Source organism: Streptomyces sp. NPDC058525 (assembly GCF_042719495.1).
Taxonomy (GTDB): domain Bacteria; phylum Actinomycetota; class Actinomycetes; order Streptomycetales; family Streptomycetaceae; genus Streptomyces.
In genome coordinates this window covers 107061-122956 of record NZ_JBHXNP010000005.1, presented here as the reverse complement: position 1 = coordinate 122956, position 15896 = coordinate 107061, and the positions used below count along the sequence as shown (strand labels likewise).

The window sequence follows — 15896 nt, the reverse complement described above, 5'->3', positions numbered from 1 at the left end:
TCCTTTCACGGGGGCGGCCGGGCGTGGCGGTGCGGGTCGCGGGGGTCAGCCCTTGAGGGAACCCGCCGTCAGGCCGCTCATGATGTTGCGCTGGAAGATCAGGAAGATGACGAGCGTGGGCGCCGAGGCCATCGCGAGTGCGGCGATGAGATGGTTCTCCGGGACCCCTGAGGCCAGCGAGTAGATGCCGACGTTGAGCGTCTGGAGCGCCGGGTCGGGGAGGGTGAGCATCGGCCAGAGGAAGTCCTTCCAGACGCCGACGATCGCGAAGATCGACACGACGCCCAGGACGGGCCGGGACATCGGCAGGACGATCGAGCGCAGCGTGCGGACCGCGCTCGCCCCGTCGATGGCGGAGGCATCGAGGATCTCCTGCGGGATCGAGTCGAAGAACCGCTTCAGCAGGAAGATGTTGAAGGCGTTGGTGACGGACGGCAGCCAGATCACCCAGGGCGTGTTGAGCAGGTTCCGCTGGATGAGCGGCATGTCGAGCACCGTGAGGTACTGCGGGACGACCAGCACGGTCGCCGGGATCATCAGGGTCGCCAGCATCATCCCGAGCACGGCCTTGCCGAGCACCGGGCGCAGCCTGGACAGCGAGTAGGCGGCGGCCACGTCGAGCACGAGCTGGAAGGCCAGCGCCCCGAAGGAGTAGTAGAGGGTGTTGAACAGCAGCCTGGCCAGGTCCATGACCTTCCAGGCGGCCGTGTAGTTGGCGGTGTGCAGGGAGTCGGGCACGAGGGTCGGCGGGACCTGGGCGAACTCCTCGGTGCTCTTGAGGCCGCCCGCGACCATCCAGTAGAGGGGCCCGAGGAAGACGAGGGTGAAGCCGCCCACGACCAGGGCGAGTGCGGTCCAGTACAGGACCCTGCCCCGGGTGCGGCCGCGTTGCATCGGCGATATCAGCGTGCGCTCTGCCATGGGACGGGCTCCTTGTCAGCTCTCGTTGTCACGGCTGAGGCGGACGTACAGCGCGGAGAAGCCCGCGAGCAGGACGAGCAGGCACAGGCCCAGGGCCGCGGCGCCGCCGTACTGGTTGAAGCTGAAGGCGTACTGGTAGATGAGGACGACGACGGTGGTGGTCGAGCCCTCGGGGCCGGCCCCTCCGGTCAGCAGGAACGGTTCGACGAACACCTGCATGGTGGCGATGATCTGCATCAGCAGCATGAGCGAGAGGATCAGCTTGGTCTGCGGGATCGTCACGTGCCAGATCTTGCGCAGGAGCCCCGCCCCGTCGAGTTCGGCGGCCTCGTACAGCTCGCCGGGGATGCCCTGGAGGGCGGCCAGGTAGATCAGGGTCGCACCGCCCATGTTCATCCACGTGGAGGCGAGGACGACGGAGAGCATCGCGGTGTCGGTGGACTGCAGCCAGTCCTGCGCGGGGAGGTGCAGGAACTCCAGCGCCCTGTTGAACAGGCCGTACCCGGGGTCGTAGAAGTACTTGAAGAGCAGGACCGAGGCCACCGGCGGCATCATCACCGGCAGGTAGACGAGCAGGCGCAGGTAGCCCTGGCCGTGGCGGAACTCGTTCAGCACCAGGGCGACCACGAACGGGACGACGAAGCCGAGGAGCAGGGCCAGTCCGGTGAAGAGCAGGGTGTTGCGCCAGGCCTGCCAGAAGTTCGGGTCCCCGAAGACATAGGCGAAGTTGTCCCAGCCGACCCAGCGGGTGGTGCCGTTCTCGGTCTTCTGGAAGGCCAGCAGGAACTCCCGGACCATCGGGTACCAGGAGAAGAAGGAGAAGCAGAGGACGGCGCCGATCAGGAAGCCGTGGGCCGTGAGGTTCCGCTTGAGCGCCCGGCGGAACTCCGCGCGGGAGGTCCGGGGCAGGGCTCCGGGCAGGGCTCGGGGCAGGTTGGGGGCCGGCATCGCCGCTCGCTCCTTGGGGTCGTCGTCTTCGGTACGCGGGAGGCGGGGGCCCCGGCGGGGACCCCCGGCCGCCGCTACTGGTTGCCCAGCACCTGGTTGACCGCCTTCTCGGCCTCGCCGAGGAGCTGTGCGCGATCCGCGTCCTTGTTGGTGAGGACCCCCGACATCACCTTGTCGAGGACCTTGTAGACCTCCTGAGCCTTCAGCGGCTCCGGCTTCCCGGGCACCGGGTTGTCCAGGAAGGCCTTGAAGTTGGCGACGGGCATGGTGGCGCTGGCGGCCTTGAGCCGGTCGTCCTCGGTCTTGCTGGCGCCGGTGAAGAACGCGGGCTGCGGAAGGCCGACCGGCAGGCCGTCGGCCTTGCTGCGGTCGTACCGGAACTGGCCCTTGCCCACCGAGAGGGTCTTGAAGTTCAGCCAGGCGACGGCGGCCTTGACCTTGTCGGGCGAGCTGCCCTTCTTGATCATGTAGCCGTTGCCGCCGGCCAGCGTGGCCGCGCCGCCGGGGATGGGGCCCATGCCGAAGTTGTCGTACTTGGCACCGAGCTGCTGGACCATGTAGGTGATGTCGTCGGGCGCGGCGAGGAACATGCCGAGCTTGTCCGAGGCCATCTGCTTCTGCAGGTCGCCCCACTTGAGCAGCTGGGTCTTGCCCATGCTGTCGTCCTCCCAGCGCATGGCGTGGAGGTTGTCGACGATCTGCTTTCCGGTGGGGTTGTTGAAGGCGGCCTTGCCGTCGGCGCCGACGACGTCGCCGCCCATGCCGTACATGGTGGCCGTGAAGTGCCAGCCGCCGGTGTTCTCCACGCTGTACTCGCCGAAGCCGGCCACGCCGTTGCCGAGGGCAGCGATCTTCTTGGCGGCGGCCCGGACCTCCTCCCAGCTGCGCGGCGGGGTGTCGGGGTCGAGCCCGGCCTGCTGGAAGAGCTTGCGGTTGACCAGCAGGCCCATCGTGTAGTTGCTGGTCGGTACGCCGTAGAGCTTGCCGTCCCGCTTCAGGACGTCGAGGACGTTCTTGTCGATGTCGCCGAGCGCGGGCACCGAGGCGGGGGTGACGTACGCCGAGATGTCCTCGGCCCCGTCGTTGTCCAGCACCTGCTGGAGGTCGGTGAAGTAGGCGTAGAAGACGTCCGGCTGGGACTTGGCCTTCAGCATCGCGGTGAAACGCGGGGGTTCCAGGCACTGGCCGGGGGTGGAGCGGCCCTCGATGGTGACGTTCGGGTACGCCTTGTTGAACTCCGCCACGTCCTCCTTCCACTCCTTGAGCTCGGCCGCCTTCGCCGCGGGCGGCATGCAGTCGATGGAGAGGGTGACCTTGGTCTTCGGGTCGAGCGGGGCGGAGGCGTCGGTGGAACCGCCGCCGGACTGGGGCTTGTCGTCGCCGCTGCTGCTCGTGCCGCAGGCCGCGAGGGCGGTCACGGCGAGCGCGGAGGCGAGGGCTGCCGCGACGGTGCGGCGGACGTTGGTTCTCATCGGTGGTCCCCTTCGAGCATCGGGCAGGAGGCGTGGGGGCGAGCGCGGCACACTCAACCACCACCCACAGATGAACGCAAGATCTCGCGTAGATTTCGTAATACATCGACAGAGTGGGAGCGGGACAGCGGTTGGCGAACGCAAAAAGGGGCCCCGGAGCGTCTCTGTGACGTTCCGGAGCCCTGTCCGCGCCGCGCGCGGGCGGCCCGTCGGCGGCCGCGGCTACCCGCGCGGGGCCTGTGCGGTGGAGCCGCGGACCACCAGCTCCGGCTCGAAGAGCAGCTCACCGGGCTGTACGGCGGCCCCCTGGATCTGCGCCGTGAGCAGCTCGACGGCGGCCCGGCCCATGGCCTCGATCGGCTGGCGCACGGTGGTCAGCGGGGGCTCGGTGCAGTTCATGAAGGCCGAGTCGTCATAGCCCACCACCGAGACCTGGCGGGGCACCTCCAGTCCCCGGCGGCGGGCCGCCCGCACCGCGCCGAGGGCCAGCGGGTCGCTCGCGCAGATGATGCCGGTGACCCCGCGGTCCAGCAGCCGGGAGGCGGCCGCATGCCCTCCCTCCAGGGAGAACAGGGCCCGCTCCACATGGGCTCCGGGCAGCTCGGTGCCGGCCGCGGCGGCCACCGCCTGGGCGGCCACCAGCTTGCGCAGCGAGGGCATGTGGTCGGGCGGGCCCAGCACCAGCCCGATCCGCTCGTGCCCCAGCGAGGCCAGGTGGCGCCAGGCCTGTTCGACCGCGACGGCGTCGTCGCAGGCCACGCACGGGAAGCCGAGGTCCTCGATGGAGGCGTTGATGAGCACCACCGGAACCTTGCGCTCGGACAGCAGCCGGTAGTGCTCGTGGGGGGCGTCGGCCTGCGCGAAGAGACCGCCGGCGAAGACCACCCCGGACACCTGCTGCTGGAGCAGCAGCTCCACGTAGTCGGCCTCGGAGACCCCACCGGTAGTCTGGGTGCACAGCACCGGGGTCAGCCCCTGCTGGGCCAGCGCACCGCCGATGACCTCGGCGAAGGCCGGGAAGATGGGGTTCTGGAGCTCGGGCAGCACCAGCCCGACCAGCCGGGCGCGCTCGCCGCGCAACTGGGTGGGGCGCTCGTACCCGAGGACGTCCAGCGCGGTCAGCACGGACTGGCGGGTCGCCTCCGAGACGCCCGGCTTGCCGTTGAGCACCCGGCTGACCGTGGCCTCGCTGACTCCCACCTTCTTCGCCACTTGAGCAAGTCGTCGCGTCATGAACGCAAGACTAGCGCAAGGAATGCAAGTTCCTTGCAGTTCGATTAGGGCCAGTTTGGCGCACGGAAGCCCGGTCCGAAAGGGGCCGGCGCAGACGGCTGGGCGGGACACCGCCGGGGTGCCCCGCCCAGCCGCCGGACAGCCGCTACGGCAGCTGGTTGATCCTGAACGTCGAGGTCGTGTTCCGTACGTCCACGGCGTTGTCGCTCATCTTCAGGTTGTGGATGGTGACCTCACCGACCGCCGGGCCCTGCCCCGCCTCGGGCATCTCGTTCGCCCAGAGGCCGAAGCCGGACTTCGCGTCGAAGGCGTCGCCGCTCTTCCTCGCCCCGGTGATGGTGATGTCCCGCAGGATGGTGTCCTTGATGGGATTGACCGGCTGACCGCCGATGTACTGCGTCTGGAACATGATTCCGCTGTACGTCGGGTCGACGATGTCGACGTTGTTGATCCGGATTCCCTGGAACACCTTCGAGGCCGAGAACAGCCAGATGCCCGGGAAGGTCTGCGCCCCCCAGAAGTGGCCGCCGGATCGGACGATCGACATGTTCTCGAAGGTCGTCGGATCCGTCCCGAAGCCGTTCATCGGATACCCGAAGTCCAGCGAGCTGATGGTGATGCCCGAGTAGACGAGGGTGTCGGCGATGTGGATGTTGCGGAAGGTGTTGTTGTAGCCGCCGTAGACGGCCACACCGGCCGCGCGCCAGGTCAGGATGGAGGTCAGGTTCTCGTAGACGTTGTTCTTCATGTCCGCGCCGCCCGCGTCGATCGCGGAGAACAGCGCGAAGCTGTCGTCTCCGGTGGCCCGCGCCTCGTTGTTGGTCACGAGGTTGTCCGTGGAGCCGTTGGTCATGTTGATCCCGTCGGCGAACATGTCGCGGATCCGGGAGTTCTTGATGGTGATCCGGTCGGTATTGGCGCCCCAGTACAGGCACACCATGTGCTCGTTCCAGATGTTGTCGATCGTGATGTCGGAGACGTTGGCGAAGTCGAAGACCTTGCCCGGGCCGTCGATGCGCGAGGTGTAGTTGCCGAAGTAGGCGAAGCCGGAGAAGGACGAGCCCTTCGCGGTGCCCTCCGCCCGCCAGCCGATGTCGGTGTTGTCCTGGGAGGACGGGGCGTGGAAGCGGGTGAACCACGGCCCGGCGCCCGCCACCTGCACGGCCTTGCCGTACACCTGGAACTTGCTCGCGGTCTGGTAGTCGCCCGGCGGCAGGTAGACGCCGACGAGCTTGCCGGTGGTGTCCATCCGGACCTTGTCCAGGGCGTTCTGCACGTCCTGGTGGGTGAAGCCGGCGGGCACGGTGTAGGTCGCCGGGTCCGGGTTGGGGATCTCCGCGGCCTGTTCCAGGCTGACGAAGTCGATGGCGTAGGTGGAGGTGTTGGCGGCGTCCTTCTGCAGACGGATCCTGCTGCCCTGCGGGACGGTCTCGCCCAGCAGGATGTTGGCCTCGTCGTAGATGTGCCGCGGGGCGCCGGAGCCGGGCGAGTTGCCCGGGGAGGCCTCGGCGCCGTACAGCCAGGCGTACTTGGAGGTCAGCGGCAGGGTCTTCTTGAGGGTGCCGTTGACGTAGACGTTGATGGTGGAGTCGATGCCTCCGCCGCCCGGGGCGTCCGGGATGGAGAAGCGGGTGACCAGGGTGTTGGTCGCGGCCCGGGTGGTGAACTCGACGTACTCGCCGGTGGCGTCGAGGCTGACGGCCTTGCGGCCCGAGGCCTCGCCCGCGATGTCACCGATGGTGCGGTTGGGCCCGACCACGGCGGCACCGCCGCCGACGGTCCCGTCCTCCGCCTCGTACATGTCGAAGGGCATGTTCGCCCCGCGGCCCACGAAGAACGGCTTGGTGGAGGTGTTGTTGCCGCGCTTGACCGGCAGTTCGTTGGCGTCGTCGGCCAGGACCACCTTGACGGTGTACTTGCCGTTGGCGGCCGGCCAGCTGCCGAGCGCCACCGGCGCCGAGGAGGCACCGGCCGCGAGGGCGCCGCTGAAGGAACCCGTCAGGGTACGGACGGTGGCGCCGGCCGCGTCCTGCAGGACGAGCGTGATCCCGTGCGCGCCGGCGGCGGCCGCGACCGTGCCCTGGTTCTTCACGGTGACGGTGAAGTTCACCGGCTGCCCCGCGGAGGGGGCGCCGGGCGACCAGCTCACGGCGGAGGCGACCAGGTCGGAGCTGTCGACCGGGCGGACCACCAGCGGCGGGCCGGTGAAGGTGTTGTTGCTGTCGTTCTGCTCGACGACGGTGTTCGCCTCGTCCACCACCGCGCTCAGCGGGTACGTCCCCGCGTCGCGCGGGCCGATCCCGGCGGTGACGGTGGCCGAAGCCCCCGCGGCGAGCGCGGGCACGTTGGCCGTACCGGCCTTCGCGCCGCCCAGCTGGAAGGTGACCGAGGTGGCCGGGGCCGCGGCCGGGCCGCTGTTCCTGACGGTGGCCGAGAGGGTGACCGGGTCCGATTCGACCGGGCTCGCCGGGGCCGCGCTCAGTGCGCTGATCTCCAGGTCGGGGTTGGGCGCCGGGACTCCGATGACCTGGAACTCGGCGATCTGGCCGTTGGAGGCCCCGGTGTTGGCCGTGAAGCGCAGCTGCACGTCCGCGACGCGGGTGGTCAGCGGGATGGTGACGGTGTTGCCGGACGCCGGGTCGAAGGCGTAGTCCTTGGCGGCGACCAGGGAGGTGACCGCGGAAGCGCTCTGCTCGCGCCCGAGGACCTGGATGTTCTGGGTACGGGCGCCCCAGCCGCTGTCCGGGTTGAGCTTGAGGACGAGACGGCCGAGGTCGGCGTTGGCTCCGAGCTTCACCGTGAGGGTGCTCGGGTAGGCGCCCGCCGCGCCCTCCCAGTAGGTGCTGGTGCTGTTGTCGTTGGCGTTCTCCGCGACGAAGGTGTGGATGACCGAGGAGCCGGTGATCGGCTTGCCCACGGCCAGGTTGGAACCGCCCCCTCCGGTGCCGTTGCGGGTCACCGTGTTGCTGTCGCCCGAGCGGTTTCCCGCGGCGTCCTTGGCGCGCACGAAGTAGCTGACGGTGGCGCTCGCCGGCTGCGTGTCCGTGTAGGTGGTGGCGTTGCCCGCGACGGTGGTGCGCAGCTGGTTGTTGGCGTACACCTCGTAGCCGGTGACGCCGAAGTTGTCGGTCGCTGCCTGCCAGGTGAGCTTGACCTGGCCGGCGGCGGGTTCGGTGAGGGCCAGGGAGCCCGGGGCGGTGGGAGCCTGTGTGTCGCCGGTGTCGCCGGCGCGGGTGACGCCGTTGCTGTTCGGGGACTGGTTGCCGGCCGCGTCCTTGGCGCGCACGTAGTAGCTGACGGTGGCGCTCGTCGGCTGGGTGTCGGTGTAGGTGGTGACGTTGCCGGCCACGCTGGTGCGCAGCTGGTTGTTGGCGTAGACCTCGTAGCCGGTGACGCCGACGTTGTCGGTGGCCGCCTGCCAGGTGAGCTTGATCTGGCCGGTGGCGGGCTCGGTGTAGGCGAGCGCGGTCGGTGCCGTCGGTGCCTGGGTGTCGCCCGTCTGCGGTCCGTAGATCTCCAGCTCGGAGAGCTGGCCGCCGGGCTGTACGGAGTTCAGCGAGATCAGCACGCGGACGTAGCGGGTGGTGGCGGGGTCGAAGGTGATGGTCACGGCGTTGCCGCCGGCCGCGTTGAACTCGTACCCCCTGGAGGCGGTGAGGTCGGTGAAGTCCGAGCCGTTGGCGCTGCCCTGGAGCTTCAGGGTCTGGGTGCGGGCGCCCCAGCCCTCGGGCAGCCGCAGGACCACGCGGTCCACGCGCACGGAGGCTCCGAGGTCGGCCTGGATCCACTGGGGCATGGCGTTGTTGGCGCTCTCCCAGTAGCTGGCGGTGTTCCCGTCGTTGGCGTTGGCCGGGAGGTAGACCTGCGTGCTGGTGCTCGCGGTCAGGGTCTTGCCGAGCGCCAGGTTGGCCGAGGACTCACCGGGGGCGCGGACCTCCAGCTCGGAGAGCTGCGCGGCCTGCCAGCCGGTGTTCGCGGTGATGTCGATCCGCACGTACCGGGTCTGGGTGGCGGGGAAGGTGATGGTCACCGCGTTCCCGCTGCCGGGGCCGAAGGTGTGGGTGGCCGAGCCGGCCAGGGTGCTGAAGGCGGTGCCGTCGGCGCTGCCCTGGACGGACAGGGTCTGGTTGCGGCTCTCCCAGGCGGCGGGCAGCTTGAGCACGACCTGGTCGACGCGGGTGGTGGCACCGAGGTCGGTCTGCACCCATTGCGGGAAGGTGCCGCCGGCGCTCTCCCAGTACGTCGTCTGGTTGCCGTCGGTGACGTGCGCGGCCCCGTAGGCGCCGTTGGTGCTGCTCGCGGCCGCGGGGCGGCCCGCGGCGATGCTCGGACCGCCGGCGGCTGCGGCGTTCAGGGCCGGCCAGCCCGTCATCAGCAGGGCTGTGGTGATGAGGGCGGCGACTGCCCGCCATCTCCCGTTGAGCCTTCTCATATGTCCTCGTCCCTCGGCATGAGTTTTCTGAACCAGGTGAGATAGGAATTTGCACTGTGCGGTGCGAGAGTTGCAGAGCATTGCTCAGTCGTCTACTGCCCTGACCGCACTTTCATGCCGTCATCACTTGCGCAAGCTGGGCGCAAATCACGCAAGCGATTTGCGTGCACCATGGAAATTCCGCTTATGCCCGAGCCGACCTACCGTTGCTACTCATGCGGTTCCTCCTCATGAGCGCTCGGCGCCTCGGGCTGCCCAGACGGGCCGTCTCCCAGATCCTGCTGACCCAGCTGGCCATCGCCGGCGGGGTCGTCGTGCTGGCCACCGGGCTGTTCCTGGCGCCGCTGAGCGCACAGCTCGACGACCAGGCCATGCGCCGAGCCCTGGCCATCGCCCAGAGCACTGCGGCCGACCCCTCACTGGCCGCCGACCTGCTGGACTCCGGGGCGTCCGAGGAGAGCCCCGTGCAGTCCTCGGCCGAGCGGATCCGCCGGGCCACCGGAGCCGAGTACGTGGTCGTCCTCGACCTGGACGGCATCCGCCGCTCCCACCCCAGCCCCGACCGGATCGGGCTGCCCGTCTCCACCGACCCCAGCGACGCCCTGGCGGGCCGCGAGGTCATGGAGATCGACGAGGGCACCCTGGGCCGCTCGGCCCGCGGCAAGGTGCCGCTCCTGGCCGCCGACGGCGAGATCGTCGGCGCCGTCTCGGTCGGCATCGCCTACGACAGCGTCCGGGACCGGCTGCTCGGCGCCATCCCCGGCCTGCTGGCCTACGCGGGCGGGGCCCTCGCCGCGGGCGCGCTCGCCGCCTATCTGCTGTCCCGCAGGATCCAGCGGCAGACCCGCGACCTCGCCTTCTCCGATATCGCCGGCCTGCTCGCCGAGCGCGAGGCGATGCTGCACTCCATCCGCGAGGGCGTGATCGCCCTCGACCGGGAGGACCGGATCCGGCTCGTCAACGACGAGGCCGCCCGCCTGCTCGGCCTGACGCCGGATTCCGCCGCCTCCCTCGCCGGGCGCCCGCTGGAGGAGGTACTGGGCGCGGGCCGCACCGCCGACGTCCTGTCGGGCCGCGTGACCGGCCTCGACCTGGTCACCGTCCAGGGACCGCGCGTCCTGGTCGCCAACCGGATGCCCACCGAGGACGGCGGCGCCGTCGCCACCCTGCGCGACCGCACCGAGCTCGAGCACCTGGGCCGCGAGCTCGACTCCACCCGGGGCCTGATCGACGCCCTGCGCGCCCAGGACCACGAGCACGCGAACCGCCTGCACACCCTCCTCGGCCTGCTGGAGCTGGGCCTGCACGAGGAGGCCGCGGAGTTCGTCACCGAGGTCGTCGGGGTGCACCGCACCACCGCCGAACAGGTCACCGAGAAGGTCCGCGACCCCCTGCTCGCGTCCTTGCTCGTGGGCAAGGCGACCGTCGCGGCGGAGCGCGGCGTCCCGCTGCGGCTGGCCGGGACCACCTTCCTGCCCGACCGCGTGGTCGACCCGGGAGGCCTCGTCACGATCCTCGGCAACCTCGTCGACAACGCCCTGGACGCCGCCGCCGGCTCGGCGGCGCCCCTGGTCGAGGTGGAGCTCAGCGCCGAAGGCCGCACAGCCGTGCTGCGGGTGCGCGACAGCGGCCCTGGCGTCCCCACCGACCGCCGCGAGGAGATCTTCACGGAGGGCTGGTCGACCAAGCAGCCCAAGGCCCACCGCGAACGCGGGCTGGGCCTCGCCCTCGTACGCCGTCTCGCGGAGCGTCAGGGCGGCAGCGCCCGGGCCGGCGAGGCAGCGGACGGAGGGGCGGAGTTCTCCGTCGTACTCCCGGAGGCCCTGCGGTGAACGAGACCCCGAGCCGAGTACTGGGCGTACTGGTCGTCGACGACGACATGCGTGTTGCCCGGATCAACGCGGCGTACGTGGCCAAGGTTCCCGGTTTCCGGGTCGTGTCCCAGGCCCATTCGGCCGCCGAGGCCATGGAGTTCCTCACCGCCCACCCCGTCGACCTGGTCCTCCTCGACCACTACCTCCCCGACGAGAACGGCCTGGACCTGGTGCGCCGCCTGCGCCAACGCGGCCTGCGCACCGACGTGATCATGGTGACGGCCGCCCGCGACCTCGCCACCGTCCAGGCCGCCATGCGCCTCGGCGCCCTCCAGTACCTGGTCAAGCCCTTCACCTTCGCAGGACTGCGCACGAAGCTGGAGGCGTACGGGACGCTGCGCCGCACCCTGGAGACCGGCGGCGAGGCCGAACAGGCCGAGGTGGACCGGATCTTCGGCGCCCTGGCCGGCGCCGGGTCCCCGAACGACCTCCCCAAGGGCCACTCCCCCACCACCGCCGAAGTGGTCCGCCAGGTCCTGCTGACGGCCGAAGGCCCGCTCTCCACCCAGCAGATCGCCGACCGAGCGGGCATCAGCCGGCAGACCGCCCAGCGCTACCTCAAGCTGCTGGACCGCACCGGCCGCGTCACGCTCGCCCTGCGCTACGGCGAGACCGGCCGCCCCGAACACCGCTACACCTGGCGCCCCTCCGACGCCTCCTGAACCTGCTCAGACCGCCCCGGCCCCGGTCAGCGAACGGACCTCGGTCTCCGCGTGCTTGCGCTCGTCCGCCTCCTCGCCTGAGGTGAGGGTGCCCAGCCAGCCCGCCAGGAAGCCCAGCGGGATCGAGACGATGCCCGGGTTCTGCAACGGGAAGAGCTGGAAGTCCACGCCCGGGAAGAGCGATTCGGGACTTCCCGAGACCACGGGCGACAAGGCGACCAGCAGGACCGCCGGGACCAGGCCCCCGTACACCGCCCAGACGGCCCCCCGCGTGGTGAAGTCGCGCCAGAAGAGCGAGTACAGCAACACCGGCAGATTGGCCGAGGCGGCCACCGCGAAGGCCAGCCCCACCAGGAAGGCCACGTTGAGGTCCTGCGCGAGCAGCCCCAGCGCGATCGCCACCGCCCCGATGCCGACGGCCGCGACCCGGGCCACCGCGACCTCGCTGCGCTGCCTGGCGTGCCGCCGCTTGAGGGAGGCGTACAGGTCGTGCGCGACGGAGGCCGAGGAGGCGAGGGTGATCCCGGCGACCACGGCGAGGATGGTGGCGAAGGCGATGGCGGCCACGAAGGCGAACAGCACCGCGCCCCCGGTGGTGCCCGCGCCGCCGCCGAGGAAGGCCGCGAGCAGCGGAACGGCCGTGTTCCCGGAGGCGTTGGAGGCCCGCACCTGGTCCGGTCCCACCAGCGCGGCCGCACCGAAGCCGAGCACGATGGTCATCAGGTAGAAGCCGCCGATCAGCGCGATCGCCCAGACCACCGACCGGCGGGCGGCCCGCGCCGTGGGCACGGTGTAGAAGCGCGACAGGATGTGCGGCAGCCCGGCCGTGCCCAGTACGAGCGCGAGGCCCAGGCTCATGAAGTCGAAGCGGGAGGTCCAGTCACCGCCGTACCTGAGGCCGGGGCTCAAGAAGCTCAGCCCGTGCCCGCTGCGGTCGGCGGCGGTGGTCAGCAGCTGGCCGAAGTTCCCGTGGAAGCGCAGGAGCACGAGCACGGTGAGGGTGATCGCCCCGCCCATCAGCAGGACGGCCTTCACAATCTGGATCCACGTCGTGGCCCGCATCCCGCCGAAGGACACGTAGACCACCATCAGGGCGCCCACGCCGATCACCGTGAGCGTCCGCGCGGTGGCGGTCGAACTCCCGAGCAGCAGGCCGACCAGACTGCCCGCACCCACCATCTGCGCGACCAGGTAGAGCACGGAGACGACCACCGACGAGGTGCCCGCCGCGATGCGCACCGGCCGCTCGCTCATCCGGGCGGCGACCACGTCGGCGAGGGTGAACCGGCCGCAGTTGCGGACGAGTTCGGCGACGAGGAACAGCACCACCAGCCAGGCCACGAGGAACCCCACCGAGTACAGCAGCCCGTCGTAGCCGAAGAGGGCGATCAGCCCCGAGATGCCGAGGAAGGAGGCGGCGGACATGTAGTCGCCCGCGATGGCGAAACCGTTCTCCATCGGGGAGAACAGCCGCCCGCCCGCGTAGAACTCCTCCGCCGACCCGTGCCGGTTGCGGCTGACCCAGGTGGTGATGCCCAGGGTCACCGCGATGAACAGGCTGAACAGGATCAGCGCGAGGGTCTGGTGCTCGGTGTTCACCGGCCGGCCCCCTTCGCCCGGTTCCGCTCCTGGCCGCGCTCCTGCTCGAAGACGGTCCAGCGCAGGTCGAGCGCGGCCCGGTCCCGGCGCAGCCGCGCGTGCCGGGCGTAGGCCCAGGTCAGCAGGAAGGTGCTGAGGAACTGGCCGAGCCCCGCCACCATGGCCACGTTCACCGCGCCCGCCACGGGCCGGGCCATCAGGCCGGGCGCCGCCGTCGCTGCGACCACGTAGGCGACGTACCAGAGGAAGAATCCGGCGGTCGCGGGGACGACGAACCCGCGGTAGCGGCTGCGGACCTCCTGGAAGGCGGCGCTGCGCTGCACTTCGAGGTAGATGTCGGATGCGCCGTGCGCGGGCTGCCCGCCGGGGGCCGGGTGGGGCGGGGAGGCGTCCCCTCCCTCGCCCCAGCCGACGGCCAGCGCGTCGTACCAGGGGTCGTCCAGCCGGATCGTTCCGGCATCACGACCTGCGTGCTTGTCCACCGAACTCTCCTTGTCCGCTGCCGCATTGGCCGCGTGCTCACAAGGATGTGCTCAATGGTCGCTTTCCGGACTGGTGTCCCGTCGCTCTTCACTCCTTCAGGTGATGGAGTGAAGAGCGGCGGTGTGCGAGGAGCGTCCGCCTGGTCAGGCGTCGATGCGCGAGCGGTCCAGGGTGGCCGCGGAGCTCGTGATGAACTCCTTGCGCGGGGCCACCTCGTTGCCCATGAGCAGGTCGAAGACCGTCTCGGCGGAGTCGAGGTCGCCGATGTTGATCCTGCGCAGGGTCCGGAAGCGCGGGTCCATGGTGGTCTCCGCCAGCTGGTCCGCGTCCATCTCGCCGAGGCCCTTGTAGCGCTGGATCGAGTCCTTGTAGCGGATGTTCTTGCGCTGGTACTCGAGCAGGGTCTGGCGCAGCTCGGTGTCCGAGTACGTGTAGACGTACTTGTCCTGGCCCTTCTTCGGCTGGACCAGCTCGATCCGGTGCAGCGGCGGCACGGCCGCGAACACCCGGCCCGCCTCGACCATCGGACGCATGTACCGCTGGAAGAGCGTGAGCAGCAGGCAGCGGATGTGCGCGCCGTCCACATCGGCGTCGACGAGGAGCACGATCTTCCCGTACCGGGCGGCGTCGAGGTCGAAGGTCCGGCCCGAGCCGGCTCCTATGACCTGGATGATCGCGCCGCACTCGGCGTTCTTGAGCATGTCCGAGACCGAGGACTTCTGGACGTTGAGGATCTTGCCGCGGATGGGCAGGAGCGCCTGGAACTCGGAATTGCGGGCGAGCTTCGCCGTGCCGAGGGCGGAGTCGCCCTCGACGATGAAGAGCTCGCTGCGGTCCACGTCGTCGCTGCGGCAGTCGGCCAGCTTGGCGGGCAGCGAGGAGGACTCCAGCGCGGTCTTGCGGCGCTGCGCCTCCTTGTGCTGGCGGGCCGCGATCCGGGTCCGGGCGGCCGCGACGATCTTCTCCATCACCGAGCGCGCCTGCTGCTTGTCGTCGCGCTTGGTGGAGGTCAGGAAGGCCTTGAGCTCCTTGGCGACCACGGCCGCCACGATCCGGGTGGCCGCGGAGGTGCCGAGGACCTCCTTGGTCTGGCCTTCGAACTGGGGTTCGGCGAGGCGGACGGTCACGACGGCCGTCATGCCCTCCATCGCGTCGTCCTTGACCACGTCGTCCTCGGCGACGCGCAGCAGCTTCGCCGAGCGCAGCACCTCGTTCACGGTCTTGGCGACCGAGCGCTCGAAGCCGGAGACGTGGGTGCCGCCCTTGGGGGTGGCGATGATGTTCACGAAGGACTTGACGTTGGTCTCGTAGCCCGTGCCCCAGCGCAGGGCGATGTCCACGCCGAGCTCGCGGGTGACCTCGGTGGGGGTCATGTGGCCGCGGTCGTCGAGGACCGGGACGGTCTCCTTGAAGGTGCCCGTCCCGGTGAGGCGCAGCACGTCGCAGACGGCCTTGTCCTGGGCGAGGTACTCGCAGAACTCGCTGATGCCCCCGTCGAAGCGGAAGGTCTCCTCGGTCTTGCCGGCCCCGTCGATGCCCCGCTCGTCGCGGACGACCAGGGTCAGGCCGGGGACGAGGAAGGCGGTCTGGCGGGCGCGCTGGTAGAGCGTCTCCAGATTGAGCCGGGCGTCCTTGAGGAAGATCTGCCGGTCGGCCCAGTAGCGGACCCGGGTGCCGGTCTTGCCCTTGGCGACGCGCTTGACCTTGCGCAGGCCGTTCGCGGGGTCGAAGGGGCTGTCGGGGCCCTGCTCGGTGAACATCCCGGGCACGCCGCGGCGGAAGCTGATCGCATGCGTGGAGCTGCTCCGGTCCACCTCGACGTCCAGCCGGGCGGAGAGGGCGTTGACCACGGAGGCGCCGACGCCGTGCAGGCCGCCGGAGGCCGCGTACGAGCCGCCGCCGAACTTTCCGCCGGCGTGCAGCTTGGTCATGACGACCTCGACGCCGGACAGGCCGGTCTTGGGCTCGACGTCCACGGGGATGCCGCGGCCGTTGTCCCGGACCTCCACGGAGGCGTCCTCGTGGAGGATCACCTCGATGTGGTCGCAGTACCCGCCCAGGGCCTCGTCGACGGAATTGTCGATGATCTCCCAGAGGCAGTGCATGAGGCCTCGGCTGTCGGTCGAGCCGATATACATGCCGGGGCGCTTGCGGACGGCCTCCAGCCCTTCGAGGACGAGCAGGTGCCGCGCGGTGTAGTTGGAACCGTCCCGGTCTGCTCCGGACAGCAGCGCGCTGGAAGGCACGGACGTGTCGGCGGTCACGCAGTTCG

General features: G+C 70.2%; 10 protein-coding genes. 2 read left to right on the top strand and 8 right to left on the bottom strand.

Going from position 1 to position 15896, the window contains the following annotated elements; translation table 11 throughout:
• Nucleotides 1–45: 45 nt before the first annotated feature.
• The 5 genes from ACFWP3_RS04585 to ACFWP3_RS04565 all read right to left on the bottom strand — a co-directional run bounded on the left by ACFWP3_RS04585 (nucleotide 46) and on the right by ACFWP3_RS04565 (nucleotide 9006).
• The gene (locus ACFWP3_RS04585; RefSeq protein WP_384216100.1) at nucleotides 46–921 is read right to left on the bottom strand and encodes a carbohydrate ABC transporter permease; all 876 of its coding nucleotides are present in this window, start codon (nucleotides 919–921) and stop codon (nucleotides 46–48) included.
• A gap of 15 nt (nucleotides 922–936) precedes the next feature.
• A complete protein-coding gene (locus tag ACFWP3_RS04580; protein ID WP_384216098.1) occupies nucleotides 937–1869 on the bottom strand; it encodes a carbohydrate ABC transporter permease in 933 nt (310 codons plus the stop codon).
• A gap of 74 nt (nucleotides 1870–1943) precedes the next feature.
• A complete protein-coding gene (locus tag ACFWP3_RS04575) occupies nucleotides 1944–3341 on the bottom strand; it encodes an ABC transporter substrate-binding protein (RefSeq protein ID WP_384216096.1) in 1398 nt (465 codons plus the stop codon).
• 222 nt (nucleotides 3342–3563) lie between these two features.
• Complete coding sequence (locus ACFWP3_RS04570; protein ID WP_384216094.1) at nucleotides 3564–4574, bottom strand: LacI family DNA-binding transcriptional regulator; 1011 nt, start codon at nucleotides 4572–4574, stop codon at nucleotides 3564–3566.
• A gap of 145 nt (nucleotides 4575–4719) precedes the next feature.
• The gene (locus tag ACFWP3_RS04565; RefSeq protein ID WP_384216092.1) at nucleotides 4720–9006 is read right to left on the bottom strand and encodes a discoidin domain-containing protein; all 4287 of its coding nucleotides are present in this window, start codon (nucleotides 9004–9006) and stop codon (nucleotides 4720–4722) included.
• A gap of 215 nt (nucleotides 9007–9221) precedes the next feature.
• Between ACFWP3_RS04565 and ACFWP3_RS04560 the strand changes: the two genes are divergently transcribed.
• Together ACFWP3_RS04560 and ACFWP3_RS04555 are read left to right on the top strand one after the other, a co-directional pair.
• Entirely contained in the window at nucleotides 9222–10838 is a 1617-nt protein-coding gene (locus tag ACFWP3_RS04560) for an ATP-binding protein (RefSeq protein WP_384216090.1), read from the top strand.
• Nucleotides 10835–11542 (top strand): response regulator, encoded by a 708-nt coding sequence (locus tag ACFWP3_RS04555; protein WP_384216088.1) that lies wholly within the window; start codon nucleotides 10835–10837, stop codon nucleotides 11540–11542. The genes ACFWP3_RS04560 and ACFWP3_RS04555 overlap by 4 nt, the downstream gene beginning before the upstream one ends.
• A gap of 6 nt (nucleotides 11543–11548) precedes the next feature.
• Here the strand turns inward: ACFWP3_RS04555 and ACFWP3_RS04550 are convergent, their stop codons facing one another.
• The 3 genes from ACFWP3_RS04550 to ACFWP3_RS04540 form a co-directional block, all read right to left on the bottom strand.
• Complete coding sequence (locus tag ACFWP3_RS04550; protein ID WP_384216086.1) at nucleotides 11549–13141, bottom strand: cation acetate symporter; 1593 nt, start codon at nucleotides 13139–13141, stop codon at nucleotides 11549–11551.
• A complete protein-coding gene (locus ACFWP3_RS04545; protein WP_384216084.1) occupies nucleotides 13138–13623 on the bottom strand; it encodes a DUF485 domain-containing protein in 486 nt (161 codons plus the stop codon). The genes ACFWP3_RS04550 and ACFWP3_RS04545 overlap by 4 nt, the downstream gene beginning before the upstream one ends.
• Nucleotides 13624–13767: 144 nt before the next feature.
• Nucleotides 13768–15888, bottom strand: coding sequence for a type IIA DNA topoisomerase subunit B (locus tag ACFWP3_RS04540; protein ID WP_384216082.1), 2121 nt, complete (start codon nucleotides 15886–15888; stop codon nucleotides 13768–13770).
• Nucleotides 15889–15896 lie beyond the last annotated feature (8 nt).

Bases quoted from the DNA above. Each gene is read 5' to 3' on its own strand.
- ACFWP3_RS04585 (WP_384216100.1), bottom strand. From the start codon at position 921: ATGGCAGAGCGCACGCTGATATCGCCGATGCAACGCGGCCGCACCCGG.
- ACFWP3_RS04580 (WP_384216098.1), bottom strand. From the start codon at position 1,869: ATGCCGGCCCCCAACCTGCCCCGAGCCCTGCCCGGAGCCCTGCCCCGG.
- ACFWP3_RS04575 (WP_384216096.1), bottom strand. From the start codon at position 3,341: ATGAGAACCAACGTCCGCCGCACCGTCGCGGCAGCCCTCGCCTCCGCG.
- ACFWP3_RS04570 (WP_384216094.1), bottom strand. From the start codon at position 4,574: ATGACGCGACGACTTGCTCAAGTGGCGAAGAAGGTGGGAGTCAGCGAG.
- ACFWP3_RS04565 (WP_384216092.1), bottom strand. From the start codon at position 9,006: ATGAGAAGGCTCAACGGGAGATGGCGGGCAGTCGCCGCCCTCATCACC.
- ACFWP3_RS04560 (WP_384216090.1), top strand. From the start codon at position 9,222: ATGCGGTTCCTCCTCATGAGCGCTCGGCGCCTCGGGCTGCCCAGACGG.